The sequence below is a fragment of the Amycolatopsis tucumanensis genome (genome assembly GCF_021654135.1).
In the GTDB taxonomy this organism is placed as follows: Bacteria; Actinomycetota; Actinomycetes; order Mycobacteriales; family Pseudonocardiaceae; genus Amycolatopsis_E; species Amycolatopsis_E tucumanensis.
Genome location: NZ_JAKGSD010000016.1, coordinates 114,752 through 141,065, shown reverse-complemented (window position 1 = coordinate 141,065; position 26,314 = coordinate 114,752). Strand labels below are relative to the sequence as shown.

The 26,314-nt window shown below is 69.0% G+C and carries 23 protein-coding genes; 14 read left to right on the top strand and 9 right to left on the bottom strand.

The genetic code is table 11. The features are described 5' to 3' along the window. Positions 1-30: 30 nt before the first annotated feature. The 3 genes from L2C96_RS18150 to L2C96_RS18140 form a co-directional block, all read right to left on the bottom strand. Complete coding sequence (locus L2C96_RS18150; protein ID WP_237337082.1) at positions 31-1,311, bottom strand: MFS transporter; 1,281 nt, start codon at positions 1,309-1,311, stop codon at positions 31-33. Positions 1,312-1,717: 406 nt separating this feature from the next. After that, complete coding sequence (locus tag L2C96_RS18145; protein ID WP_237337081.1) at positions 1,718-3,031, bottom strand: amidohydrolase family protein; 1,314 nt, start codon at positions 3,029-3,031, stop codon at positions 1,718-1,720. 50 nt (positions 3,032-3,081) lie between these two features. Beyond that, the gene (locus tag L2C96_RS18140) at positions 3,082-3,963 is read right to left on the bottom strand and encodes an isocitrate lyase/PEP mutase family protein (RefSeq protein WP_237337080.1); all 882 of its coding nucleotides are present in this window, start codon (positions 3,961-3,963) and stop codon (positions 3,082-3,084) included. 172 nt (positions 3,964-4,135) lie between these two features. Here L2C96_RS18140 and L2C96_RS18135 point away from each other — a divergent pair, with 172 nt between their 5' ends. Next, entirely contained in the window at positions 4,136-4,645 is a 510-nt protein-coding gene (locus L2C96_RS18135; protein WP_237337079.1) for a winged helix-turn-helix transcriptional regulator, read from the top strand. Positions 4,646-4,754: 109 nt separating this feature from the next. On the opposite strand, the gene L2C96_RS18130 is transcribed toward L2C96_RS18135, so the two are convergent. Continuing rightward, positions 4,755-5,516 carry an oxidoreductase gene (locus L2C96_RS18130; RefSeq protein ID WP_020418655.1) on the bottom strand — a complete coding sequence of 254 codons (762 nt, stop codon included), beginning with the start codon at positions 5,514-5,516 and terminating at the stop codon, positions 4,755-4,757. A 90-nt stretch (positions 5,517-5,606) separates the two neighbouring features. On the opposite strand from L2C96_RS18130, the gene L2C96_RS45105 reads away from it, so the two are divergent. Continuing rightward, complete coding sequence (locus L2C96_RS45105) at positions 5,607-6,176, top strand: TetR/AcrR family transcriptional regulator (protein ID WP_237337078.1); 570 nt, start codon at positions 5,607-5,609, stop codon at positions 6,174-6,176. Between the two features lie 679 nt (positions 6,177-6,855). Here L2C96_RS45105 and L2C96_RS18120 read toward each other — a convergent pair. Then, positions 6,856-7,506, bottom strand: coding sequence for a TetR/AcrR family transcriptional regulator (locus L2C96_RS18120; protein WP_237337077.1), 651 nt, complete (start codon positions 7,504-7,506; stop codon positions 6,856-6,858). A 124-nt stretch (positions 7,507-7,630) separates the two neighbouring features. Here L2C96_RS18120 and L2C96_RS18115 point away from each other — a divergent pair, with 124 nt between their 5' ends. Continuing rightward, a complete protein-coding gene (locus L2C96_RS18115; RefSeq protein ID WP_237337076.1) occupies positions 7,631-8,548 on the top strand; it encodes an NADP-dependent oxidoreductase in 918 nt (305 codons plus the stop codon). Between the two features lie 110 nt (positions 8,549-8,658). Here the strand turns inward: L2C96_RS18115 and L2C96_RS18110 are convergent, their stop codons facing one another. Together L2C96_RS18110 and L2C96_RS18105 are read right to left on the bottom strand one after the other, a co-directional pair. Continuing rightward, on the bottom strand, positions 8,659-9,063 hold the full coding sequence (locus L2C96_RS18110) for a zinc-binding dehydrogenase (protein ID WP_237337075.1): 405 nt from the start codon (positions 9,061-9,063) through the stop codon (positions 8,659-8,661). Then, on the bottom strand, positions 9,060-9,476 hold the full coding sequence (locus L2C96_RS18105) for a hypothetical protein (RefSeq protein ID WP_237337074.1): 417 nt from the start codon (positions 9,474-9,476) through the stop codon (positions 9,060-9,062). The genes L2C96_RS18110 and L2C96_RS18105 overlap by 4 nt, the downstream gene beginning before the upstream one ends. A 750-nt stretch (positions 9,477-10,226) precedes the next feature. Between L2C96_RS18105 and L2C96_RS18100 the strand changes: the two genes are divergently transcribed. The 11 genes from L2C96_RS18100 (at position 10,227) to L2C96_RS18050 (ending at position 21,848) form a co-directional block, all read left to right on the top strand. Further along, the gene (locus tag L2C96_RS18100) at positions 10,227-11,147 is read left to right on the top strand and encodes a LysR family transcriptional regulator (RefSeq protein ID WP_237337073.1); all 921 of its coding nucleotides are present in this window, start codon (positions 10,227-10,229) and stop codon (positions 11,145-11,147) included. Between the two features lie 111 nt (positions 11,148-11,258). Then, positions 11,259-12,188: a VOC family protein gene (locus L2C96_RS18095; RefSeq protein ID WP_237337072.1), complete on the top strand. Its 930-nt coding sequence runs from the start codon at positions 11,259-11,261 to the stop codon at positions 12,186-12,188. A gap of 20 nt (positions 12,189-12,208) precedes the next feature. After that, positions 12,209-13,327 carry an FAD-dependent oxidoreductase gene (locus L2C96_RS18090; RefSeq protein ID WP_237337071.1) on the top strand — a complete coding sequence of 373 codons (1,119 nt, stop codon included), beginning with the start codon at positions 12,209-12,211 and terminating at the stop codon, positions 13,325-13,327. 14 nt (positions 13,328-13,341) lie between these two features. Then, positions 13,342-14,313 carry a cyclase family protein gene (locus L2C96_RS18085; RefSeq protein WP_237337070.1) on the top strand — a complete coding sequence of 324 codons (972 nt, stop codon included), beginning with the start codon at positions 13,342-13,344 and terminating at the stop codon, positions 14,311-14,313. Positions 14,314-14,330: 17 nt separating this feature from the next. Further along, entirely contained in the window at positions 14,331-15,488 is a 1,158-nt protein-coding gene (locus L2C96_RS18080) for an alpha/beta hydrolase family protein (protein ID WP_237337069.1), read from the top strand. Next, positions 15,485-15,682: a ferredoxin gene (locus L2C96_RS18075; protein WP_237337068.1), complete on the top strand. Its 198-nt coding sequence runs from the start codon at positions 15,485-15,487 to the stop codon at positions 15,680-15,682. Before L2C96_RS18080 ends, L2C96_RS18075 begins: the two co-directional genes overlap by 4 nt. After that, positions 15,672-16,832 (top strand): NAD(P)/FAD-dependent oxidoreductase, encoded by a 1,161-nt coding sequence (locus L2C96_RS18070; RefSeq protein WP_237337067.1) that lies wholly within the window; start codon positions 15,672-15,674, stop codon positions 16,830-16,832. Before L2C96_RS18075 ends, L2C96_RS18070 begins: the two co-directional genes overlap by 11 nt. Before the next feature lie 21 nt (positions 16,833-16,853). Continuing rightward, positions 16,854-18,038, top strand: coding sequence for a cytochrome P450 (locus L2C96_RS18065; protein WP_237337066.1), 1,185 nt, complete (start codon positions 16,854-16,856; stop codon positions 18,036-18,038). Further along, complete coding sequence (locus tag L2C96_RS18060) at positions 17,992-20,019, top strand: acetoacetate--CoA ligase (RefSeq protein ID WP_237337065.1); 2,028 nt, start codon at positions 17,992-17,994, stop codon at positions 20,017-20,019. Before L2C96_RS18065 ends, L2C96_RS18060 begins: the two co-directional genes overlap by 47 nt. Positions 20,020-20,185: 166 nt before the next feature. Further along, a complete protein-coding gene (locus L2C96_RS18055; protein ID WP_237337064.1) occupies positions 20,186-20,959 on the top strand; it encodes a 3-hydroxybutyrate dehydrogenase in 774 nt (257 codons plus the stop codon). Positions 20,960-21,002: 43 nt separating this feature from the next. Next, positions 21,003-21,848, top strand: coding sequence for an alpha/beta fold hydrolase (locus L2C96_RS18050; protein WP_237337063.1), 846 nt, complete (start codon positions 21,003-21,005; stop codon positions 21,846-21,848). Positions 21,849-22,049: 201 nt separating this feature from the next. Here L2C96_RS18050 and L2C96_RS18045 read toward each other — a convergent pair whose 3' ends face one another. Beyond that, positions 22,050-23,915 (bottom strand): sigma-54-dependent Fis family transcriptional regulator, encoded by a 1,866-nt coding sequence (locus L2C96_RS18045; RefSeq protein ID WP_237337062.1) that lies wholly within the window; start codon positions 23,913-23,915, stop codon positions 22,050-22,052. A 475-nt stretch (positions 23,916-24,390) separates the two neighbouring features. Then, positions 24,391-26,271 (bottom strand): propionyl-CoA synthetase, encoded by a 1,881-nt coding sequence (locus L2C96_RS18040; RefSeq protein WP_237337061.1) that lies wholly within the window; start codon positions 26,269-26,271, stop codon positions 24,391-24,393. Positions 26,272-26,314: the final 43 nt, after the last annotated feature.

Sequence of the window (26,314 nt, the reverse complement as noted above, 5' to 3'; positions counted from 1 at the left end):
GATCAGCGCGGTGTCGCGGTTTCCCGCCGCTCAGGGCCGGCGCGGCGTGAACAGGAGCGCGGTGAACGTGATCGCGCACGCCAGGACGATGTACAGGGAGATCACCCAGGAGCCACCGAAGCCGGCGAACAGGGCCGCGGCGATGAACGGCGCCGGGCCGCTGGTGATCAGCCCGCCCACCTGGTACGCGACCGAGACGCCGGTGTAGCGGTGCTCGGCGTCGAACAGCTCGGCCAGGAAGCCGGCCATGGCGCTGTAGCTCAGCGCGTGGCCGAGGCAGGCAAACAGGAACATCGCGATGAGCACCGCGGCGGGGGCGCCGCTGTCGATCAGCCAGAAGAACGGGAACGCGGCGAGGGCCGAGTAGACCGCCCCGGCCAGCAGGACGTTCCGCCTGCCGATGCGGTCGGCGAGGACGGCCACCAGCGGCACCGCGGCGATGTCCAGCAACGAGGCGACGATCAAGCAGGTCAGCACCGTGCTGCGGGAGATGCCGACCTCGCCGGGGCCGTACGACAGCACGAACACGGTCACCACGTAGAAGGGGATGTTGGACGCGGCTTGGGCGAACAGACCGACGAGAACGGAGCGGGGGGAACGTCGCAGGGTGTCCTTCAGCGGGAACTTCGACACTTCCCGGGCCTGCGACACCTGCTCGAACTCGGGCGACTCGCTGAGGCGGGAACGCACGTAGAAGCCGACCGCGATGAGCACCGCGCTGGCCAGGAACGGCAGGCGCCAGCCCCACGACAACAGTTGGTCCTTCGGCAGCTGCTGCACCGCGAGGAACGCCGCGGCCGACAGCACGAGCCCGGCCGGGACGCCGGCCTGCGGCCAGCTGCCGTAGAAGGCCCGCCGCCGCGGCGGGGCGTGCTCCACCGCCATCAGCACGGCGCCACCCCATTCGCCGCCGACCGCGAAGCCCTGGATCAGCCGGACGAGAACCAGCAGGAGAGGCGCGGCGAGGCCGATCTGGGCGTAGGTGGGCAACACGCCGATGGCGACCGTCCCGCCGCCCATCAACAGCAGGGACAGGATCAGCATCCGCTTCCGGCCGAGCCGGTCGCCGAAGTGCCCGAACACGATACCGCCCAGCGGGCGCGCGACGAAGGCGACGCCGAACGTCGCGAAGGCTGCGAGAGTCCCGGCCAACGGGCTCAGGGTGGGGAAGAACTGGGTGTTGAACACCAGGGTCGCCGCCGAACCGAACAGGAAGAAGTCGTACCACTCGATCGCCGTGCCGACGAAGCTGGCGAAGGCCACGCGCGCGGGATTGACCCGCGCCGCCTGTTGTTGCTCGACCACCATCATTACCTCCAACGACTTCGGGGGAGATTCGCTTCACCACGCGGCGCTTTGTACCGGTCGATCTGACCCGTTCCTGGCGGTGGGGCCGGCCGGGTGGATGCCGCCTGCCCCACACAAAAGTTTGGGCAGGAGGCGGACGACGCGCCCACGATCCAGGGGAGCAGTGGCGCACGACGTTGCCTGAACTATAGGCATATTGACCGGTCGGTACAAGACGCTGGAGGAAAGGATGTCCGTGCATTTCGGCCGCGGTGTGACGGTGGCGGCCTAATGCCCGCGACGAGGCGGTCCCGGCATCACGGCGGGGTCCCAGTGGTGTGATGGCCCGGCAGGGAGCCGTACTCGGCTGGTCGCACTTACGAGCGGTTGCCACCGCGGATGACCGCAGGGGCGCCGATCGGGCAACGGGTCACTCGCCGTCGGTTCGCCACTGCCGCCGCAGGCGTTCGCGGTCCACGACCCGCCCCTCGAGCACGACATCGGCGATGCGGCGGGTGTTGGTGATGTCCGCGCGCGGGTCGGCGTCGAGGACCAGCAGGTCGGCCCGCTTGCCGACCTCGATGGTCCCCCGGTCGGTCAGCCCCAGCAGGTGGGACGAGCGTCGGGTGGCGAACTCGATCGCCTCGATCGGGGACAGGCCCGCTTCGACCAGCGCTTCGAGCTCCCGGTGCTCGGCGAGCCCGGGGAGCTGCGCGAGTAGGCCCGTGTCGGCCGAGTAGACGAGCCGGACGCCGGCTTGGTGCAGGGTGGCGAAGTTCTCCTGCAGGCGGCGGTAGGTCTCGCCGGTGTCGAACAGTGGTTCCCCGCCTCGCGCCCGCATCCGGCCGCGCAGCTCCTCGATGGCGGTGGCCGGCAGCGTCTCCCGCACCGCCGGATCGTCCAGCCATTCGGTGCGCGTCGGGCCCTGCACGCTCATCGAGGTGAAGACCGCGGTGTCGCGCTCGACGAGCCGTTCGATCAGCTCCTGGTCGGGACCCGGGCTGCGGGGCATGTGGGCGAGGATGTCGGCACCGGCGTCGAGCGCGACCTTCGCGTCCTCGACGGTGTAGATGTGCGCCGCGGCCGGGATGCCGTGCTCGTGGGCTTCGTCGACGATCTCCCGGCACGCCTCCGGCGACAGCTTGGCCGCGGCGCCGCCCCGGTCGTCGATCCAGAACTTGACCGCGTCGACCTTCCGCCCCGCGAGCTCGCGCACGAAGGCCCGCCCGTCCGCCGGGTCGGTCACCTGGTGCACCGCGTCGACGGCGAAGAACGGCGCGCCGCTGGCCTGCCCGGGGCCGGGCGCCGCGACCAGGCCGGAGCCCGCGGTGAAGAAGGTCGCCAGGTCCGGGTCGTCAAGGATTCCCGAGCGTTGCTCGTCGCGGATGGCGATCTCGATGCCGTTCCGGTCGGTCCCGAGGCACTGGAACGTGCTGATGCCGTAGTAGACGAACCGGCGGAGGTGGTCGAGGATGTTCTCGCGCGAATAGAAGCCCGGATCGCAGGCGGCACCTCGCATGTAGCCGATGTGCCCGTGCGGGTTGACCAGCGCGGGCATGACCGTTTTGCCCCGCAACGAGACCACGCTCGCGCCGGTGAGGTCCCCGGCCGGGGCCTGGCTGAGGCCGGTGATGCGTCCATCCTGGACAGTGATCACGGCGTCGTCGAGAACCGTGGTGCCGTCGCCTACGATCACCCGCGCGTCGGTGAACGCGGTAGTGCCGGTGGAATTGTCGTTGTTCATGGGGCTACCGTCTTTCGTCAGAACGGACCGGGAATGCGGGGCTGGAGGCGTCACTGGTACCGGGCGGCGCGTCGCTCGTAGGCGGCGTAGTCCATAAGGGACTCGAACGTGTGCTGCCCGAGCATCAGGCCGCGGATGTCGGCGACCTCCCGGCCCTCCTCGAGCGCGTCGAGAACCGCTGTGACGCTCTTGGCCGCCGCGCCGATGAGGCTGTACCACAGCAGGAGGATGTCCGCTCCCGCGTCGGCGTACTCCGCGAGCGTGCTGCCCGGGCGGTCGCCGCCCGGAGCGTCGAACAGGTCCGCGGCCACCATGACGGGGGCGTCGATGCGCGAGCGGACCTCCTTCAGCTTGGCCGCGGGAATCGCGGGAGCGAAAACCGCGTCGGCCCCGGCGGCGACATAGCTCTGCAGGCGGTTGACGGCGTCGTCGATGTCCCGGTGCACCCAGGCCGCGTCCGACCGCGCGATGATCTGGAAGGTCGGATCCGTGCGGGCGTCCAGCGCCGCCCGGATGCGCTTCGCCATCCGCTCGGGAGACATCAGTCCCGCCGGTCGCGACGTGTGCTTGCCGCCGAGGTTGTCCTCGATGTGGATGCCCACCACGCCGGCGGACTCGAAGGCCCGTACCGTCCGCCAGATGTTCTCGGGCTCGTAGAAGCCGTTCTCGCCGTCCACCAGCACGGGCAGCTCGGTCGCCTCGACGATCCGGCGCGCCGCGTCCACCATTTCGGTCATCGTGATCAGCCCGACGTCCGGCTCGCCGAACGTGCTCGCGGCGGCGGCGAAACTGCCGAGGTAGGTCGCGGGGAAGCCGGCGCGTTCGACGAGCTTCGCGGTGAAGGCGTCATAGGCGCCCGGGAGTACGAGTGGCGCGGGGGACCGGACGAGCTCGGCGAACGCCGCACGGCGCTGGGCTGGGGTCGACGGCACGATGGGCCTCCTTGATGCGAAGTGCGGACGGTTCGCGCGCCCGTGGCGCGCTGGGGTGCTGCAAGGCTGCTGACTTGCTTTCAGCAAGCTAGCATCGCTGGATTTCTTCGTGCAACCCAGCTTGCGGTCCAGCTGGCTAGCTCGGAGCTACCCAAGTGGGTACGATCGTGGCGTGCCCAAGACGCTCGGCAAGGACTCGACTTGCTCCATCGCCCGGACGCTGCAGGTGCTCGGCGACAGCTGGACGCTGCTGATCGTCCGGGAGGCGATGCTGGCGGGCTCGACACGGTTCCAGGAGTTCCGGGAGGAGCTGGGGATCGCGCCGAACATCCTGGCCAAACGGCTCGCGCAGCTGGTGGACGAAGGGCTCATGGAGCGGCGGACCTACCGGGAGCCGGGGCTGCGGGCCAGGGAGGAGTACCTGCTCACCGAAGCCGGCCGCAGCCTGAACGTGGTCATGGCGGCGCTGGCGAGCTGGGGCCGCGCTCACCGACCGCGTCCCGGCGGCACCTCGCCACGGTTCACTCTGGAAGACACGGGCACGGCCGCGCAACTGGCGTTCGTCACGCCGGACGGTCAGTGTGTGCCGCCCGCGCGGCTGACTGCACGGAGGACCGACGACGCCGCGCTCGACGCCATGACGGGGACCGGGGACGGGATGCCGGCTGCCCAGGCGAGCTGACGGCGGCCGGGCGCGGGCTTGTCCATCACGCCGAAGGTTCGGCGAGAGCAGGCTTTCCGCGGGTTTCGGGCTTCGGGGCGCACCTCGAGGCCCGAAGCCCCGGGGAGTGTCACGCCGCCTTGATGGTCCCGCCGTCGATCACGAGGTCGGTGCCGGTGATCCACCGGGCCTGGGGCCCGAGGAGGAACGCGACCGCGTCGGCGATTTCACCGGCTTCGCCCATCCGGCCGAGTGCGATGCCCATGCTCGCGGGCACGCCCTCGTCCAGTACCTGATCGCGGGTGGTGCCGGACGCGCTGGCCATGCTGTCGCCGAGACGGCCGTCATCGGTCCAGCCCGGCGTGCGGACAGGCCCGGGCGACACGGTGTTCACCCGGACCCCTCGCGGTGCGAACTCCTCCGACAGCGCCGTGGTGAGGTTGGTCAGCGCCGCTTTGTGCGCGGAGTAGTCCACCACCATCGGGAACGGCAACCGTGCGTTGATCGACGACACGTTGACGATCGCTCCGCCGCGCTCCAGCAGCGCCGGCAGCAGTGCGCGCGTGAGGCGCACGGCCGACAGGACGTTCGCGTTGAAGCCCTGCTGCCACTGCGCGTCGGTGACGTCGAGGAACGAACTCCGGGCCTCGAACTGCCCGACGTTGTTGACCAGCGCGTCGACCCGGCCGAGCCGCAGTGCGGCAGCAGCGAGCGCCTCGACCCCCTCGGCGGTCGCGAGATCCGCGCGGACGACGGTCAGGTCGTCACCCTGCTCCGGCGTAGCCGAGCGCGAACCCGTGACGACCCAGTAGCCGTCCTTGCGCAGGCGCTCGACGACCGCGGCGCCGATGCCCTTCGTGCCACCGCTGACGACGGCCACTTTGTTGTCCATCACTGCCTCCTTTTTGGGAGCGATCGCTCCCGTATGGTCTGGACAGTACAACGGGAGCAGTCGCTCCACAACCTGGGGTAGTCTGGGTGCGTGGCACGGTCTCGGCAGTTCGACGAGGGGGAAGTCGTCGCGCGCGCGACGGAGCTGTTCCATCGGCGCGGCTACCACGCCACGTCCACCCGCGACCTCGGGGAGGCGCTCGCCCTCAACCCGAGCAGTCTCTACCGGACCTTCGGGGACAAGCACGCGCTGTTCCTGCGCGCTCTGGATCATTACCAGGCGTCGGAGTCCGCGCGCTGCATCGCCGCACTGGAGGACGACCGGCCAGTCCGCCTCGTGTTGCGCGACTGGCTCTACTCGATGGTCGAGCCCGCCGACGTGCCGGGCTGCCTGGTCATCCACACGGCCACCGAGCTGGGCACGGACGACCCGGAAACCAGCCGGCGGGTGGATGCGGCATTCGAAGGCACGATCGCCGCGATCGCCGCGTTGTTGCGGCGCGGGATCGCCGCCGGTGAACTGGCTGCCGACCTCGACGCCGAGGCCACCGCCGACCTGCTGTTCACCACCCTCGCCGGGCTGCGGGTACGCCACCGCGCGGGCCACGACCCGCAACGGCTGCGCGCGGCGGTCGACCATGCGCTACGCGTGCTCGGCTGACCCGTTGGTGTGGCCACCGCCGGAAGCCTGGTTCGCGCGGCGCAGCGGGACGTCGCGTGCCGTCGAAGTGACGATGATGTGGTGTCGAGGGCAGCTCCGCCAACGACTATGACTACGTCGCCGGGCATCGTCGGGCTCGTCTCCCCGCGAAGTGCTCGAGTTGAATCTGGTGACCTTGAAGGATGGCATGATGCCGAGGTGGTACTGAGCCGTTACTTTCGTGAATCGGCATCAGAGGGTTGCTTGGCAATGGTTGCTGAAGGCAGGACGTCAGTGGACGACCTCGCCACGCCGTTCAGCAGAATAACGCCGCGGATTACAGCGCGTCGTGTACTGGCCGGCCCTTAGTCCGACGGCGACCGCGCCGCTCGATGCGGCGGCGCTTCCGCGCTTCAGCGCTCAACGGCCAGCCGGATCTGCCTCATCAGGTGGTCGAAAGCCAGTTCGCGCACATGGCGACCGCCTGAGCCCAAGTCGGAATCGGTGTCCAACTGCGCAGTGTCGAACGCCTGGCCGTACAACACCGTCGACGTCGGGAAGCGCGACGACGGAAGTCACGAGGCTGCCGCCTGGATCAGCGCTCACGACCAGGCGCCTGCTCGGTCTCCACCGGCTGATGCTGCCGAGCCAGACGCGCCTCGGCCCCGCCGGATGTTGCCCACCGGCATAGCACTCGCTGTTACTGGTCTTCGAGTTCCTCGGCGGGGGGCATCGCGAATGCGCGAACGTGATCGATGGCTGCTCGTAGAGCGTCTTCGAGCGGGGCGATGTCGCGGGCGACCTGGGCGAGGAGCATGCCGCCCTGGAAGGCGGAGAGCAGGAGGTGGGCCAGGCGGGTGGGATCGGCCTCGGCGCTGATGCGGCCGAGTTGTTGCATCCTTTCGATCCCGTCCCGGAAGATGTCTCTCCATTGCCGGAACGCGCTCGCGAGTTCGGTGCGGACGTCCAGGTCGGTCTTGATGATCTCGCTGGCGAGCGAGCCGAGGGTGCAGCCTTCTTGGCAGGAGCGCTCGTAGGCGATGTAGTAGCGCGCCCATTCTCGCAGCGAGTCGAGGCTTTCGAAGCGGGTGAACCGTTCGCTGCGGTGGAAGGTGAGGACGCGCTCGGCCTGCCACTGGATGACCGCGAGGACGAGGCTTTCCTTGGTGGGGAAGTAGTAGTTGAGCTGTGATCCGCTGATGCCAGCCGCGCGCCGGAGCTGCTCGTTGTTCGTCGCGTGGACGCCCTTGGCGTAGATCAGCTCCGCGGCGTGCTCGAGGATGCGGGCGCGCGTGGCCTGCCCCTTGCCCGTCAGCTTCTGCGGCGCTCGAGCTTCCGTTCTGGCTTCCATGCTTCACACGATATCCCAGATTGGGCTTGACAGCCCACTCCGTGGTCGTGTTCACTCCCGTTAGTGGGCTGTTCAGCCCAAAATCGCTCGCCCGGGAATGGCGAGCAGGAGACAGGAGGCACCGATGAAGGCCATCGTCGCGACGGACCAAGCCGCGGAAGCAGCCGGGATCACCCTCGCCCAGCGGCCCGAGCCGACACCCGCGATCAATGACGTCGTCGTGGAAGTGCACGCGTCGGGCTTCGTGCCCGCTGAGTGGGAGTGGCCCTCGACGTGGGCCGATCGTTCGGGTCGTGGTCGGACGCACGCCATCATCGGCCACGAGTTCGCCGGAGTGGTCACCGCCCTGGGCTACGGCACGACGGGACTCTCGCTGGGGCAGCGGGTTTTCGGGATCACGGACTGGCACCGCGACGGAACCCTTGCCGAGTACGCGGCCGTGGAGGCCCGCAACCTCGCGCCGTTGCCGGGGGACGTCGATTTCACGGTGGGTGCGAGTCTGCCGATTTCCGGGTTGACCGCGTGGCAGGGCCTGTTCCAGCACGGTCGTCTCCGGGCGGGGCAGAGCGTCCTGGCGCACGGCGCGGCCGGTGCGGTCGGGGCGGTGGTGACGCAGCTGGCCCGGGAGTTCGGTGGTTATGTCATCGGCACCGGGCGGGCGGCGGACCGCCAGGCGGCGCTCGAGTTCGGCGCGAACGAATTCCTCGACCTCGAGCACGACGACCTCGGCGACATCGGCGGGGTCGACCTGGTCTTCGACGTAGTCGGCGGCGACGTCCAGCGGCGCTCGGCGAGCATCCTCCGGCCGGGCGGGACACTGGTGTCGGTGGTCGGGCCCGTCGAGGCGCGCCCGGTCGACGGCCTCGCGATCGACTTCGTCGTCGAGTCCGTTCCGGGTCAGCTGGTGGAGATCGTCGACCGGGTGCGGGATGGACGCCTCCGCACGCACATCGGCACGGTCGTATCCCTCGACGACGCCCTCCCCGCGCTCAATCCGACCGAGCGGCGCAAGGGCAAGACCGTCGTCCGCGTGCGCCCTTGAATTTCTGGGGCAGCTGCGCTCCCGTCCTTCCGCCGGTGCCCGGGAGCGTCGCGGGGCCAGCGGGGGACCGGGTCGCGAGCTGCGGCGACCCGGTCGGTTGGCTGCGACGCTTAGGGCTCGTCGACCATGACGATCGGTCTCCCGCCAACTTGCCGTCCGGCGCTGACGGCCTGCGGCACCTCGGCCGGCGAATCACGTGACCTGATCAGGACACGCAGGCTGTCTTCGCGGACGAGCCCGACCAGTTGAGCGAGCCGGGCGCGGTCCGGTTCCACGACGAAGAAGACCGATCGCCCGTACCGCGGCTCGAATTCGGGCAGGGCGGTGATGGTGACCAGCGTGCCACCCGCCCGCACCAGGCCGGCGGACCGCGCGCCGATCTCCTTGCCGAACACGTCGAGAACCACGTCGACTTCGCCGATGTCTTCCTGCCGGTCGTCCTCCAGGTCGACGAACACGTCGGGCCCCAGGTCGAGGGCGGCTTCGCGATTGTGGGCGCGGCCCGCGCCGATCACGGTGGCGCCAGCTTCGCCAGTTGCACCGCGATCGAGCCCCGGTCGGGCACCCAGCGGGCTGACGTCCACACCGCGACCGCGTCCCGGGCGGCCTCGTCGCAGCCGGCGGTCACCACCGCGCTGCCCGGCGCCCACAGTTCGGCCACCACCGCCGGGCCTGCCTGCTCGAGCTCCGCTGCTTCCTTACCACGCCAGCCCTGCGCACCAGATGGGGATGCTGGCCACCGCGAGCGTGGCCGGGCCGCTGTTGCCGACCGGCTGCGGCAGCGATGCCGGCCAGCGCCGCCTCCGCTCCACCCCAGCCCGGCCACCACACCCGGCTTCCAGTCGATGTTCTCCAGCACCACTGCAAGCCCGCCGCGCTCAACCGGCCCCGCGGCAACATCATCAAGAAGGTCGGCGAGGTGATCCACTGGTGCGCCCCACCCCCCGGCCCTCGGACCCGGAGCTCGTCGTCATCAAGATCGCTAAGCAGCGGCAACGACGACAACCCGGCCGGGACCGCGCCGCCGGCATCACACCTGCCGCCTGGCCGCATGGTCCCCGTGGCTGACCTTCGACCAGGCCGTCACCCAAGACCCGCGCGAGCCGGGCGTGTATTTGCCTCGCTCCCACGGCGCCATCGTCTACGCCGGCATGGCCGGCGAACGCAGCGGCCAAGGCATCCGCGGCCGGCTCGCGGTCCGCGCGCACGACGTCAAGCTGGCCGACCCCGAACGGGTCCCGCGTCCGACTCAACGCCAAACTGTCCCAACTGGCCAGCGGATTCTCTGAAAGTGCAGGCTGGAAGAGGTAGCGCACCACACTGGCAGTGCGGGGGTCAGGGGTTCGAATCCCCTAATCGTCACAGTTGGTTCCTCGCACCCGCAGTCCGCTGATGTGTTGGCCTCCGCGCCTGGAGTACAGTGCCAGACCTTTATCAGTTCCTTTGTGGCTAACGGGGCTCCGCTAGTACCGCTGATGGTCCGTAACCCCGGTGATTCTCGTAACCGTCTTGTGGGAGTCATGCAGCGGTGGCTCCGGTTCGTCAAATGTCGGCGTCTGACGAACCGCCATTGTGTTGTGGTGATGACTGCCGGTGTCGCGCATCGGCCGCGTTGATGGTCACCGGGCCCTGGGGTTAGGGTCGTGCGACCTCATGAGCCGGCCGGGACGGTGACATCGTGGATCGTGAGCAGCTGTATCGGCTCGACCTCAACCTGCTGCTGGCGTTCGACGCGTTGATGGCCGAGTGCAGTGTCACGAGGGCGGCCGAGCGGATGTCGGTCGGGCAGCCGGCGATGAGCGCGTCGTTGTCCCGGCTGCGGAAGTTCTTCGACGACCCGCTCCTGGTCCGGGAGGGCCGGTCGCTCGTGCCGACCACCCGGGCGCTGCAGCTGATCGAGCCTCTCCGTGAGGCGCTGGACTTGGTCGAGTCGACGATCCGGTCCGGTCGGCGGTTCGATCCTGGGGCCGATCATCGCCAGTTCACGCTGATGGCCAGCGACTACGTCTTGTTGATCCTGCTCGGACCGCTGTTGGCCGAGCTCGAGGTCGAGGCGCCGAACCTGCGCTTCACCGTCCGCCCGATCGCGCCGGATTTCGCCGAGCAGGTCAGCCGCTCGCAGCTGGATCTGCTGATCTTTCCGGACGAACTGATGCCTGAGGACCTCCAGGCGAGCTCGGAGAAGCTGTTCACCGATCGGTTGGTGTGCGCTGTCGACCGCGACCATCCGGAGATCGGGGGTCGGATCACCGAGGAGCAGTTCCGGACATTGCCCTACGTGTCCTTCGCCGGGACCTCGTTGCGCACGATCAGCGAACTCCGGTTCCGCGAGCTGGGCATCGATCGTCCGGTCGAGATCGGCACGCAGAGTTTCGTCATCCAGCCGTTCATGCTCCGCGGCACCCGGCTCATGGCGCTGCTGCACGAGCGGCTCGGCCGGTACTTCGCCGAGCGGGCCGGGATCCGGTTGCTCGATCCGCCGTTCACGATCGACACGATGAGCGAGTCGATGTTCTGGTCGCCGCGCGCCGAGACGGACCCCGCCCACCGGTGGCTGCGCAACCGAGTCGCACGGGCGGCCGCCGCGCTGCAGCCCTGAGCCATCCATCGATTCCAATGATGGTTCACATCGATATCCATCGCTATCAGTGCGGGGGTTGGCGCGGTTAGCGTGTGCGGAGGCTGACCGCACAATGAAGTGAGAACATCAATGACTCAGGCAGCGAAGTCACCGCTGACCCACGTTCGCCACGTGGGGCTCGGCGTCCCGGATTTCCGGGAAACAGTCGAATTTTACCGTTCCGCATGGGGTCTGGAGATCGTCGACGAGGACTCCGATGTGGTGTTCTTCGGAACCCCTGCCAATCCCGAGGCCTACATCGTGCGCGTCCGCAAGGACTCCGCGAAGCGCGTGGACCTGATCGCGTTCGCCGCGGAGAGCGCGTCCGCTGTGGACGAGTTGGCGCAGCGGCTGGGGTCGGCCGGCATCACCCTGGTGTGGGAGCCCGACAAGCTCGGCACGCCCGGTGGCGGTTACGGGTTCCGGTTCTTCGACCCGGACGGCCGCCTCATCGAGGTCTCCAGCGACGTCGCACAACGTCCGTGGCGGGCGCTGGAGCCTCGGGAATCGGTCCCGCAGAAGCTCAGTCACGTGGTCGTCAACTCGCCCGATGTCGCGGCGACCAAGCGGTTCTACGAGACGCATCTGGGTTTCCGCTTGTCGGACTGGCTGGAAGACAAGATGTGTTTCATGCGAGTCCGGTCCGATCACCACATTCTCGCGATCGCTCAGGGCCCGCACACCTCGTTGAACCACGTGTCCTTCGAGATGCGCGGTCTCGACGAGTTCATGCGCGGGACAGGGCGGCTCATCCGTCAGGGCCGCGATCCCGTCTGGGGACCGGGCAGGCACAGTGCGGGAGACAACACCTTCTCCTATTTCACCGACCCCGTCGGCAATGTCGTGGAATACACCACCGAGCTCGAGCGGATCGACGACGACGAGGCCTGGGAACCGCGCACGTTCTCCGCGGCCCCGGAGGTCGCCGACCAGTGGGGCACCGGTGGCCCCTTCGAACCGATGATCCCGGCCATGCACAACTCCCCCGACCAGGGGCTGTGGACCCCAGCACCGCTGTAAAACAGGAACGGATGACTGTCATGACGAAAGCTCTCATCGTCGGCGGTGGAATCAGCGGGCTGGCGACGGCAATGGTGTTGTCGCGCCAGGGCATCGAGGTCGATCTGGTCGAACGGCAGCCCCGGGTCGAAGCGCTCGGCAGCGGTATCACGTTGATCGCACCAGCGCTGCGCGCACTCGACCGGCTCGGTGTCTACGCGGACTGCGTCGACCAGGGGTACGGCGTCACCGACTTCGAGATCTACGAGGTCGACGGCACCTTGGCCGAACGGTTCCCGCTGCCGTCGCCGGTCGGCACCGACCAGCCGGGTCTGCTGGGCATGATGCGCCCGACCCTGCACACGATCCTGATCGACCACGCGACGAAAGAAGGCACAGTCGTGCGCACCGGCGTCGCGCCGGTCCACATCGAACAGCACCGGACCGCGGCCGACGTCACCTTCGACAACGGCGAGCGCGGCCACTACGACCTGGTCATCGGTGCCGATGGCATCAGGTCCACCATCCGCGAGCTGCTCTTCGAGCCGCTGACCCCGCAACCCCTGGGGCAAGGCATCTTCCGGGTGGTGCTGCCCCGGCCGGCCGAGGTGACCGCGGAAGTGCAGTTCCACCCGGCCGGCGATGTCGCGGTGGGATTCACGCCCACCGCGCCGGACCGGATGTACATGTACTGCCTGTTCCCGATCGACGACGGCTACCGGCCGGAGAAGGAGGAGATGGTCGACGTCGTCCGGGCACGGATCGCGCCGTTCGGTGGTGTGGTGGCGGAAATCCGGGACGCCATCAAAGACGCGGACCAGATCCACTACACGAGGTTCGAGACCGTCCTCGTGCCTGACCCGTGGTTCCGGGGCCGCACGGTTCTCCTCGGCGATTCGGCGCACTGCACGACACCGCACCTCGCCGCTGGAGCGGCGATGTGCCTGGAGGACGCGGTCGTGCTCGGTGAGGAACTGGCCGCCGCGGCGACGGTCGACGACGCTTTGCGCGACTACTGCACGCGCCGCTTCGACCGCTGCAAGTACGTGGTCGAGACCGCGTCCCTGCTGAGCCACTGGCAGACCCACCCCGACACGCCAGGGGCCGACCACTCGCGCGTCATGGGCGAGGCGTTCGAGCGACTGGCCGGCCCGTTCTGATCGAAGGAATTCCGATGGGTACCGAATATGCCGACGATGACACACGCCTGTTGCACCAGTACATCGACAAGTGCTCGAACTGGGGTCGCTGGGGACCTGATGATCAGCTCGGTGCGCTCAACCTGGTCGGCCCCGAGGAGGTCCGCCGCGCCGCAGCGCTGGTGCGCAAGGGGATTCCGATCTCGCTGACCCTGCCGTACGACCAGGCCGGGCCACAACCCGGCGGTTTCCGCAACAACCCGCAGCTGCTGGTCACCGCTACCGGTACCGATCATGTGTCGGGAGCGCAGGATCAGCTGCCGGGCGGGTTCGGCCCGGCGAAGGGCTTCGGGTTCTCCGACGACGTGCTCGTCATGCCGACGCAGTGCGGCACCCAATGGGACTCGCTGTCGCACATCTTCTGGGAAGGCAAGATGTGGAACGGGCGCTCGGCCGGACAGGTCACCAGCGGCGGCGCCGCGGCCAACGGCATCGAGAACTACACCGGCCGCGTCGTGATGCGCGGGGTGCTGGTGGATCTGCCTGCCCACCGGGGAGTCGAATCGCTGGAGCCGGGCGAGGCGATCACACCCGATGCGATCGAGGAGGTGTTCGCGGCGCACGACCTCACCGTGCGCCCGGGAGACGCCCTCCTCGTGCGCACCGGGTTCATGGCCGCGCGCCGGGGCCACTGGGGTGACTACGCCGGTGGCCCGGCGCCAGGGCTGTCACTGCACACGGCGCCCTGGCTGCGTGAGCACGACATCGCGGCCGTCGCCACCGACACCTGGGGCGTGGAGGTACGGCCCAACGAGGTCGGGTACTTCCAACCCCTGCACATCGTTTCGCTCGTGCACGGCGGCATCGCTTTCGGGGAGATGTTCGACCTCGACGAGCTCGCCGCGGACTGCGCCGAGGACGGCGTGTACGAGTTCATGTTCGTGGCCTCGCCCTTGCCGATCACCGGTGGCTCCGGTGCCCCGGTGAGCGCGGTGGCGATCAAGTGACAGATGAAAGGCACGCAGTGTTCGAACCGTTCCCGGACAAGTACGTGTGGAACCTCTCCGTCGGGATCGCTCTGGCCGTCGGCGGTCTGATCGGTGAGGTGGACCGCGCCTGCCGCCCGCTGCACGACCTGGCCACTGACGACGACGAGGCGACACAGGCGTTCTTCCGTTCCTGGTCCGCTGTGGCCGACAACCTCGTCGAATTGGCCGAAGAGGATGAAAAACGCGGCAGGCGGCGCAGCGCGGGACAGAAGTACGGACGAGCCGCCGTGTACTACCAGACAGCCGAACGCATGCAGGCGCATTCCTTCGAGCCCCGCAAGGTCGCCTACCGCAACGCATTGGACTCCTTCGCCCGCTACCTGGAGCTGACCGAACAGCCCGCCGAACGGGTCGAGATCCCCTACGGTGGCGCCAGCCTGCCGGGCATCCTGGTCCGCCCGGACACCCCGGACCCGGTTCCGTGCGTGCTGTTCTTCAACGGCCTGGACAGCACGAAGGAACAGCTGTACGGCAGCGGCACCGCGGAGGAGTTGCGTCGCCGTGGCATCGCCACCCTCATGGTCGACACGCCCGGAGCCGGCGAGGCGCTGCGCTTGCGCGGCCTGACGGCCGTTCCCGAGACCGAGCAGTGGGCGGCGGCGTGCATCGACTACCTCGCCACCCGCCCGGATGTCGACGAGGACATGGTCGGCATGCTCGCCTGGTCGCTCGGGGGCTACTACGGCCCCCGGGCGACCGCGTTCGAACCGCGTATCCGGTTCGGTGTCGCGTGGGGATCCAACTACGACTGGGGTCAGGTGCAGCTGCGGCGACTGGAAAACCAGGGCGACCGGCCGGTCCCGCACTACTGGGAACACGTGAAGTGGGTGTGGGGCTGTCACGACTTGGACGAGTTTCTCGCTCTGGCACCGAAGATCACGCTGCGCGGCATCATGGACCGGGTCACCGTGCCCTTCCTCGTCGTCCACGGCGAAAACGACCGGCAGATCCCGGTCCACTACGCCAACGACCTTTTCCACGACCTCGTCAACTCTCCCAAGCGCGAGCTGAAGATCTTCACCGACCGCGAGGGAGGCGTCGAGCACTGCAGCATCGACAACCTGCCCGTGGTCCGGGACTACATCTGCGACTGGATCGGCGAGACGGTGACGGAACTGAGAGGGCAACGATGAAGATCAGCGTGGATCGGCGACGCTGCGAAGGTTACGGCATCTGCGCCGAAACGGCCCCGCAGCTGATGCACCTCGACGACGAAGGAGAACTCGTCCTGGATGTCGAAGAGCTACGGCCGGAGCACGCGCCGGATGCTTCCTCCGCCGCGCGTGTCTGCCCCGTCGCCGCACTCAGCATCCGCGATGACAGCTAGTGCGACCCGGCTACGCCACATCGCGGTCGTCGGTGCGTCGCTGGCCGGCGCGGTCGTCGCCGACACCCTGCGCCGCAACGGTTACGACGGGCGCATCACCCTGCTCGGGGCCGAGCCGCATGCCGCATACAGCCGTCCCGCCCTGTCGAAAGGTGTTCTCGCGGGCACCGAGGAACCCGGCGACATCGCGCTGCAACCGTTGGGCGGTGACATCGACCAGCGCCTGAACACCCGGGTGGTCGCGGCGGATCTGCAGGCGCGCCGGCTGGTGCTCGACGACGGCGACGACCTCGCGTTCGATGGGCTCGCGATCACGACCGGCGCGCGCGCTCGGCGGCTCGCCGATCTCGGTGCCGCCGAACCCGGCGCCCGGGAAACGACCTTCCGCGACCTCGATGACGCGCTGTGGCTGGCCCGCGAGCTGCGGGGACACTGCCGGGTCGTGATCGTCGGCGCGGGCATACTCGGAATGGAGCTCGCGTCCGCGTGTGTCGATCACGGTGCCGAGGTAACGATCGTCGACCGGCAGCCGCCACTGCTCGCACAGCTGGGGGAGTACCTCGCCGACCTCGTCGCGGCGGCCGCCCGGCGAGCCGGCGTCCGGTTCGTGTGTCACCCCTCGATCCGGCTCCGGGGCGTGACGTCACCGATCGTCGAACTCGGCGACGGGCGTCAGTTCGAAGGTGACATCATTCTCAGCGCTGTCGGCTGCACACCGAACGTCGAGTGGCTCGCCGGTACCGGCCTCCCCGCCAGAGGTGGCGTTCAGGTGGATGCGCGGGGACGTGTCCGCGAGAACATCGTCGCCGCGGGTGATGTCGCCGCTTTCCCCGCCGACGATGGATACCGGCGCACTCCACTGTGGAACAGTGCCCTCGAGCAAGCGCGTACCGCGGCGGCCGCCCTCCTGCACCGAGACGCGGCACCGCCGTTGAATCCCGCAGGATATTTCTGGACCGAACAGTTCGGTCTGACCATCAAGGTCTGCGGGAAGCTGCCGGCGGCGGGCACACCGGACATTCTCGACGGCACACCCGGCACTTCGGAGCTGCTCCTGCAGTGGCGGGACGAGCGCTCCGCCACAACGGCCGCCGCGGTGAACACCCGAGTCCCCATCGGCAAATTACGGGCCCTGTCCCGCGCGTCCTGACAACCAACCTTGGAGAGACCAATGACGATCGCTCCCGTCCCGCACACCGAAATCGATCTGTTCTCGGACACGATCCTCACGGATCCCTACCCCGCCTACGCCACGTTGCGTGCGTCGGGCGCCGCCGTGTACCTCGACAAGATCGACGCGTGGGCATTGCCGCGGTACGAACACATCCGCGCCGCGCTGCGTGACTGGGAAACGTTCTCCTCGGACGCCGCCGTCGGACTGAACGACGTGGTGAACGGCTTCCTCGTCGGCACGGTGCTCGGTACCGACCCGCCGCAGCACGACACGCTCCGTTCTGTGCTCTCCGAGCAGCTGGCGCCCCGCGCCCTGCGGAAGGTCAAGGACGACATCGAAGCGAGCGCCGGCAAACTCGTGGACGCACTGGTCACGCGTGGCGAGTTCGACGCCGTGACCGACCTCGCGGCGGCGTTGCCGCTGTCGGTGGTGTTCGATCTCATCGGACTCCCCGAGCGGGCGCGTGACGACATGCTCCGCTGGGCGGACGGCACGTTCACGGTCTTCGGTCCCATGAACGAGCGCACCGAGAAGGGCCTCGGAGTCATCCAGGAGATGTTCGCGTGGCTCGGCACGTTGCGCGCCGAGGACCTGAAACCCGGCAGCATGGGCCGTGCGATCTTCGACGCGGCCGACGCCGGACAGATCGGCCACGACTCGTGCGTTCCGTTGCTCGCCGCATACACCACGGCCGGCATGGACACCACGATCAACGCCATCGCCAATTCGATACAGCTCTTCGCGACCCACCCGGATCAATGGGACGCCCTCCGCGCGAATCCCGACTTCATTCCCAGCGCATTCAACGAAGTCCTTCGCTATGATGCACCCGTCCAAGCGTTCGCCCGGAAGATCACGCGGGACGTGACCGTCGACGACACGCACATCCCGTCCGGCGCACAGGTCGTGCTGCTCTACGGATCCGGAAACCGCGATGAACGCCAGTACCCGGACCCCGACAGTTTCGACATCCAGCGCAATCCCGTTGACCACCTGGCGTTCGGCTACGGCACGCACACCTGTGCGGGACAGGCGCTCGCGAAGATCGAAGCACACGCAATACTGCGTGCGCTCGCCGCGCGGGTACGACGCATCCACGTCGGGGAGGCGACACGGCACCTGAACAACGTGATTCGTGGCTTGGAATCACTGCCCGTGGTCCACCTCGAGACAGATGACTAGAAGGAGCAAGGCGTCAGTGGCGATCAAAGAACCCGGCTGGGTCCCGACCACGAGCGGAGCCGACAAGGCGCGCATCACCGAGTTCGCGCGGGCGGCCGGGTCACGGACCGGTCTGCCGCTCGACGAGGACTACCGGAGCCTGTGGAAGTGGTCGGTCGAGGCCCCACAGGAGTTCTGGGCGCTCGTGTGGGACTACTTCGGCCTGCCGGAGCGGCCTGTCGACGGGCCGGTTCTCGTCGGGGATCGCATGCCGGACGTCGCCTGGTTCCCTGGCGTGGAGCTCAATTTCGCGTCCGAGGTTCTCCAGCGGCGAGAGGCCGACGCCGTCGCGGTCGTGACAGTCGACGAGCGGTTCGTTCCCGTCGAGCTGACGTGGGGAGAGCTGAGGCGGCAGGTGGCGTCGGTTGCCGCGACGCTACGGGAGCTCGGCGTCACGCGCGGTGATCGCGTCGTGGGTTATCTGCCCAACGGCGTGGAGGCGGTCGTCGCTCTACTGGCGACCGCCAGCCTCGGCGCCGTGTGGAGTCTGTGCGGTCTCGACTACGCTGCCGACGCGGCCGTGGCCCGGCTGGGCCAGCTCGATCCGGCTGTGCTGATCGCGGGCACGACATACGTGAACGCGGGCCGGTTGATCGACCGCAATGCCGACGTCGAAAAGCTGCGTGCCTCGTTGCCATCGCTGCGGGCGACGATCACGCTCGACGGGCAGGTGGGCACGCTCGCGTGGGACTCCGCTGCCCGAACGGAAGACGCGCCCTTCGAACCCGTCCCCGTGTCGTTCGACCATCCGCTGTGGGTGCTGTTCTCGTCCGGGACGACCGGGCGCCCCAAGGGGATCGTCCACGGCCACGGCGGGGTGACCATCGAGTCGTGCAAGATCGGTGGCCTGCACCTGAACCTGCGTGCGGGGGACCGGGTCTTCTGGCACACCACGCCGAGCTGGATGATGTGGAACTTCCTCGTCGGCACGTTGCTGCTCGGCACGACCATCGTGTGTTTCGAAGGCAATCCCGGCCACCCGGACACCGGGACGCTGTGGCGGCTGGCCGAACAACTCGACCTCACCCTGCTCGGCACCAGCCCTGCGTACCTGGCCGCCTGCCGGAGGAACGACACCGGACCAGCCGGCAGGCGATTCGGTTCGCTCACCACGGTCGGCGTCACTGGCTCGACGTTCCCCGCGGACTTGCAGAGCTGGCTGTCCTCCCAGTTGGGGCCGCACGTGCAGATCGCCTCGATGAGCGGGGGAACCGATGTGTGCACCGCCTTCGCCGGCCCCGCCCCCAACGTCCCGGCGCGGGCAGGCGAGCTTTCCGCGCCATGCCTGGGCGTGGCGCTCGACTGCTACGACGACCGGGGCCGGCCGGTCCGGGACGAGGTCGGCGAGCTCGTGGTGCGTGCTCCGATGCCGTCGATGCCGCTCGGTTTCTGGGACGACCACGGCAAGCGCCGCTTTCGCGCCACCTATTTCGAGCACTTCCCGGGAGTCTGGCGGCACGGTGACTGGGTGACGATCACCGGCCGCGGTTCTGTCGTGATCCACGGGCGGTCGGACGCGACCCTCAACCGTCACGGCATCCGCATGGGCAGCGCGGACATCACAGATCCGGTCGAGTCCCTTCCGCAGGTGGCCGAGGCGCTCGTCATCGGGATCGAGGAGGGCAACGGTGGCTACTACATGCCCATGTTCGTCCGGCTCGCCGAGGGCTGCCGGCTCGACCAGCAGCTGATCGACGAGATTCGGGCCACCATCCGCACCCGGACCTCGCCGCGCCACGTGCCGGACGAGATCATCGCTGTTCCGGGCATCCCGCACACGCGAACGGGGAAGAAGCTGGAAGTGCCGCTCAAGCGGATGTTCCGGGGAGAGGACGCGGAATCCGTTCTGGACCCGGCCAGTGTCGACGACCCCGGGCTCGTCGCCTGGTACGCCCAGTTCGCCGGCCGGCGTAGAGCACACTTGGACGGGATCCACGAGTAGCGGTCGCGCGATTCGCGGCGTCAGGTATCCGGCACACGACCCGGGCAGGCCTGCCACGATGATCGCGCTGCCGGTTGCCGCATTCCGAGACGGCAGTGGGAGCCGCCACGGCAGCTGTAGCGAAGTGCGACAACCGATCTCTGACTTTCTCCATACGCTTTCGGCCATGGCAACGCTCCAGGACACCCCCGCACTCGAGGGCCGCGTCGCCGCCGTCACGGGCGCGGCCAGCGGCCTTGGCCGGGCCATCGCCGAGCGGCTGGCCGCTGACGGAGCCCATGTCATCGCGCTGGACCTCGACCGGGCGGGCGCCGAGCGCGCGGCCGAAGAGGTCGGCGGCGAAGCGCTTGCCGTCGACCTCAGCGATCCCGCAGCGATCGAGGCGCTCGGCCTGCGGGACCGCGCTGTCGACATCCTGATCAACTGCGCCGGCATTCAGCACGTTGCTCCGGTGGAGGAGTTCGAACCCGCGCGCTTCGAGCTGATCCACCGGCTCATGCTGCACGCCCCCTTCCTGCTCGCACGCGCCGTCCTACCGGGGATGTACGAGCGGCGCTGGGGCCGGCTGGTGCACGTGACGTCCGCCCACGGCCATCGAGCGTCCGCCTTCAAGTCGGCATACGTCAGCGCTAAGCACGGCCTCGAGGGTCTGTCGAAAGTCCTCGCGGTCGAGGGTGCCGAGCGCGGGGTCACCAGCAATACTGTCGCACCGGGGTACGTGCGTACGCCCCTGGTCGAGGGCCAGATCGCCGATCAGGCATCGCGCCACGGGGTGGCCGAGGACCAGGTCGTATCCGACGTGCTGCTGGCTCGGACACCCGTAAAGCGGCTGATCGAACCCGAAGAGGTCGCCGGTCTCGTTGGCTTCCTGTGCGGCCCTGGCACCGACTCGATAAACGGCGCCTCCTATGTCCTCGACGGCGGCTGGACCGCGACCTGAGGGCTCCGTCCGCCAACCGCGCGAGCCGCACGAGAGGAACCCGATGACCGGCAGCGACGCCAGCAACCCTGAGATCGGAACAACGGTCGACGCCGGCGGGATAGCGACGAACGTGCACGACGTCGCGCACGTTCGGCCGGTGGCGGGCACCGTCCTGCTGCTGCACGGGTCTGGGCCCGGGGCCACGGCGTGGGGCACCTGGCGCCCCACGATCTCCGCCCTGGCGAGCAGCCTGCGCGTCGTGGCCCCCGACATCCCGGGCTTCGGTGACACGCAACGTCCCGCCGACGGGGTCTACACCCCGTCGCGCTGGGTCGAGCACCTCGTCGCGCTGCTCGACGCCCTCGGGCTGGACCGGGTCAGCGTCGTGGGAAACAGCTTCGGCGGCGCGCTGGCCCTCCGCCTGGCCACCGAGCACCCCGACCGTGTCGACAGGCTCGCCCTCATGGGCAGTGCCGGACTATCGCTCCCCGTCACGCCGAGCCTGAGGAAAGTGTGGGGCTACCGGCCATCCTTCGAGGCCATGCGCGACCTGGTCGACCTGCTCGCCTACGACACCTCACTCGTCACCGACGACCTGGTGCGGCTGCGATTCGAGGCGTCCACCCGTCCGGGTCGGCAGGAGGCGTACGAGCAGATGTTCCCACACCCCCACCAGGAGGTGCTGGATCGCCTGGCGGTGCCGGAGGAACGCATCGCCACGCTGCCACATGAGACGCTCGTGATTCATGGTCGCGAGGACGGCGTAATCCCGCTGAGCTCGGCTGTCCGACTCCTGGAGCTCATCGGGCGCGCCGAACTGCACGTCTTCGGCCAGTGCGGCCACTGGACGCAGTTCGAGCACCCCGAGCGCTTCAACACTGTGCTCTCGGCCTTCTTGAATCGCTAGTCAGCGCGCGATCCGGCGATATCGGAGAACAGTCGCATTGGGATATTCCGGCTTGGCCGGATATCCCCCCGTTGAATAGTGGGCACAGCGTCAATCGAACGGGCCGCCTGCTGCCGGCTTGACACGCGACCGGGCAGCTATGGCACAGGAATCCGCTGCCGCAGCCGCGCAGTTGGCCGGCGGACAACTGCACTTGTCGGATCAGTAGGTGCTGGCCGAGAGATCCAGACCCAGCGCGCGGATCTTGCGGTACAACGTGGAGCGCGCGATGCCGAGCGTCAATGCCGCCTGGTGCTTGTTGCCCCCCGCCTCTCGCACGGCCCGAACGATCGTCTGCGCCTCGATCTGTTCCAGCGCGGCCAGTTGGCGTCGCGCGGCGCGCGCGACGTACTCCGGTGGGAGGTCGGCGGTGCCGATCCGGCCGGCGGAGCGGCCAGTGACCGTACGGCGCACCAACGCCCGCAGTGAGGCCAGGTTGCCCGGCCAGTCGAGCCGGGTCAGTGCCTGCACCGCCTCCGGGGACCACGTGGCGGGCAGTCCGCCGCGCGCCGCCTCCGCGGAGAAGCGGGCCAGCAGAACAGGGAAGTCGTCGAGGCGCTCGCGCAGCGGCGGCACCTCGAGGACCGACTCGAAGGAGTCGAGCAGCGGGTTGTGGACGGCCTGCTCACCGGCACCGCTGCGGGCGGTCGCCAGCACTCGGGTCGGCGGCGTGCGCCGTACCGCAGCCAGGGTCGCAAGCGCAGCCGAGGGCGAGAGCAAGTCGGCGTGGCGTACGACCAGAGCGGTGTCGGGGTCCCCGAGCTGGGAGGCCAACAGGCCGCACCAGCCGTCGTCGCCGAGTGCGACGGCCTCGACGGCGTCGACGACGCGGACATCCGGCAGGTCCTGCAGCGCCCGAGCCACCGCCAGTCGGCCCGTGCCGGGCTCGCCCAGCACGAGCACAGCCTCGGGACCGTTGCGCAAGGACGCCGCCCGGCGGCACAGCGCACGCCACTTCTCGCTGCGCCCGACCAGACCCGGCAACGCGGCCGGGGCGTCGGCAACGGGCAGACCGACGGGGGCAGGCCCAAGTCTCCCCGCGGCCGCGGAGGCCTCAGCGGCGAATCCGGAGGAGCCCTGCGCGAGCTCGGTCGCAGGCCGGTGCGCACGGGCTGTCGGGTCCCTGCGCAGGATCAGGATGGCGCCGGCATCGGCGTCGTCATGGGCCAGTGGGCGGCAGTCCACCTTGAGCACCTGACCGTCGGGCAGGCTCAGGCTGCTCGGGCCGCGGTCGCCTTCGCGCAGGCTGCGTCGTGCGTGCTCCCACAGCAGGGTCTGGTCGACGCCGCCGAGCAGGCGGGCCGCCGCCGCGTTGGTGATGATGGTCGTGACGTCGATGGCGATGATCGGGTGGCGTACGTCGCGGTTGAAGGTCGTGTAGGCGTCGAAGAGCCGTTGCTCGCGCTGCGAGGCGCGGAGCAAGAGCGCCTCCTGGACGGCCATCACCAGCTCCGTGACCCACGAGAGCATGAGCGGGGTGGTGTCGGCGACGCGGCAGATGAGCGAGACACTGCCCAGCAGGACCCGGCGCACCGGGTGGAAGATCGGGGCGCTGGCGCAGCTGTACTGCTTGAACAACTCCGAGAAGTGCTCTGGACCCCGAATCAGTTCCGGGCTGCCGGTGAGCAACGTGACCAGCCCGGTCGTGCCAACCGTGGACTCGTCCATCATGAACCCGGCCGCCACGCCCTTGGCATCCAGGCCGGCGGCCATCTCGGCGTCGCGCACCCAGCGCCGCAGCAGTCGGCCCTCACGGTCGGTGAGCACCAGTGCACAGGCACTCTGGTCGAGCGCGGCGGCGCGCTTCTCGACGATCCGGGTGACCGTACGCGCCAGATAGCCGTCGAACTCCACCTCGGCCAGCGGCATCGGAGAGACGGCCTCGGGCGCCAGGCCCTGCAAGCGCGAGCGGCGCCATGACTCGTACACAGTGGGCCGCAGGTCCACCGCCGCGCCGACCTGTGCATCCAGCGCGTTGGAGAAGACGTCGTCGCGCGCCCTGCTGGCGGTGCGCAGCCAGTCATTCATCCCTCGGCCTCCAGCCTCCAGACTCCAGTGTCCAGTCGGGGGAGTGCGGTAGTGCGGTCGACGGCTCGGCCGCCGGGTGCCACCCGCGCTTACGCGATGTTACCTACGTCACTGCGCATCGGATTGTCGCGTAACGAGACACTTCGCGGCGGCCGAGCGGCTCCCGAGGACACCCTCGGGGTCCCTCCGGGTCGCTCGCGCCGCTTGGGGCGATGCGGATGAGGTGACCAGGCGGCGACAATCCCGTCCTGGCGCAGGACGTGGAAGTCTCAGACCGATCTGCACCTCCGCTCTGCGTTCGGGGTTCCGTCAGGTGGCGCCGAGCAGCCGACCGGCTTGGTCGAGCCGATGGTATTTGGGGTGGACGTGCATCTGGGTCGGTGTCTCGGCCAGGGAGCTGCGCTTCTCCTCGTGCTCCAGCAACGGCCCGTGCAGGGCTCTCCCGGCTAGGACGCCCACCGTCGAGCACCCCGGCTCAGGGCGTCGCCCGCAGGACGGCGGCCACGGCGTCCAGCGCCGAAGGGTCGTCGATTGTCGCCGGCAGTGCCTCGTCGTTCCCGGCAGCGATGCCCCGCATCGTGCGGCGCAGGATCTTGCCCGAGCGGGTCTTGGGCAGGGCCTCAACGACGGCTACGTCGCGGAACGCCGCAACCGGTCCGATCTCACGGCGCACGGAGGCGACCAGCTCGTCGCGCAGCACGCCCTCCTCGATCCGAACACCGGCTTTGAGCACGACCAAGCCGCGCGGGACCTGTCCCTTGAGGCTATCGGGCACGCCGATCACGGCGCACTCGGCTACCGCATGGTGGGCGGCGAGCACCTCCTCCATGGCGCCGGTAGAGAGCCGGTGACCGGCGACGTTGATGACGTCGTCCATCCGCCCCATGACGAACAGGTAGCCGTCCTCGTCAAGGTAGCCCGAGTCCCCGGTGATGTAGCTGCCTGGGTAAGTGCTCAGGTACGAGTCGATGTAGCGTTCGTCGTCGTTCCACAGCGTCAGCAGCGCGCCCGGCGGCAGCGGCAGGCGGATCACGATCGCGCCCTCGGTTCCGGTCGGGACGGGCTCACCGCCCTCGTCGACGATGTGGACGTCGAAGCCCGGCACCGGCACCGTCGCGGAGCCGGCCTTCACCGGCATCGGCTCGATTCCGCGCAGGTTCGCCGCGATGGCCCATCCGGTCTCGGTCTGCCACCAGTGGTCGAGCACGGGCACGTCCAGCAGGTCGTTGGCCCAGCGCAGGGTCTCGGGGTCGAGCCGCTCTCCAGCCACGAACAGCGTGGTGAAGCGCGAGAGGTCGTGGCCCGCCAGTAGCTCACCGTACGGGTCCTCCCGCTTGATCACGCGTAGCGCCGTCGGCGCGGTGAAGAGCGCCTCCACCCGGTGCTCGGCGATCACGCGCCAGAACGCACCAGCGTCGGGCGTCCCGACCGGTTTACCCTCGTAGAGCACTGTGGTGGCCCCGACCAGTAGCGGTGCGTACACGATGTAGGAGTGGCCGACGACCCAACCGATGTCGGAGGCGGCCCACCACACGTCCCCCGCACGGATGTCGTAGACGTGGCGCATCGACCAGGCCAGGGCGACCGCGTGACCGCCGTTGTCGCGGACCACGCCCTTGGGCTGCCCGGTCGTGCCGGAGGTGTAGAGGATGTAGAGCGGGTCACAGGAGGCCACCGGCACGGGGTCTGCCGGCTCGGCTGCGGCCATCAGCTCCAGCCAGTCGCGGTCGCGGGGCGTGAGCTGCGCGCGGGACTGCTCGCGCTGCAGCACCACGACGCTATGCGGCTGGTGACGGGTCGTGCGTAGCGCCTCGTCGATGATTGGTTTGTATTCCACGAGCCGGTGCGGCTCGATGCCGCAGGACGCGGTGACAACGATCTTCGGTTCGGAGTCGTCGATCCGGATGGCCAGCTCCTTGGGCGCGAACCCGCCGAACACCACGGAGTGGACCGCGCCGAGCCGGGCACAGGCGAGCATGGCGATCACTGCCTCCGGCACCATCGGCATGTAGATGACGACACGGTCGCCCTTGACCACGCCGAGGCCGGCCAAGGCACCGGCGCACCGGGCGACCTCGTCCCGCAGATCGGCATAGGTGTAGGTACGGCTCGACCCCGTCACCGGTGAGTCGTAAACGAGCGCGGCCAGGCCGCCCCGGCCAGCCTCCACGTGCCGGTCCAGCGCGTTGTAAGAGGTGTTGAGCTCCCCGTCGGGGAACCAGCCATAGAATGGCGCCCGCTCCGCATCCAGCGCGGTTGTGGGCGGACGGTGCCAGCTGATGGCCTCCGCGGCCTCAAGCCAGAAGCCGCTGGGGTCGCGCCGGCTGCGCTCAAGGACCGCCTGATACTCACCCATGCATCGTCTCCGTTCGACAATTCGATGGATACTTCAACCCCAT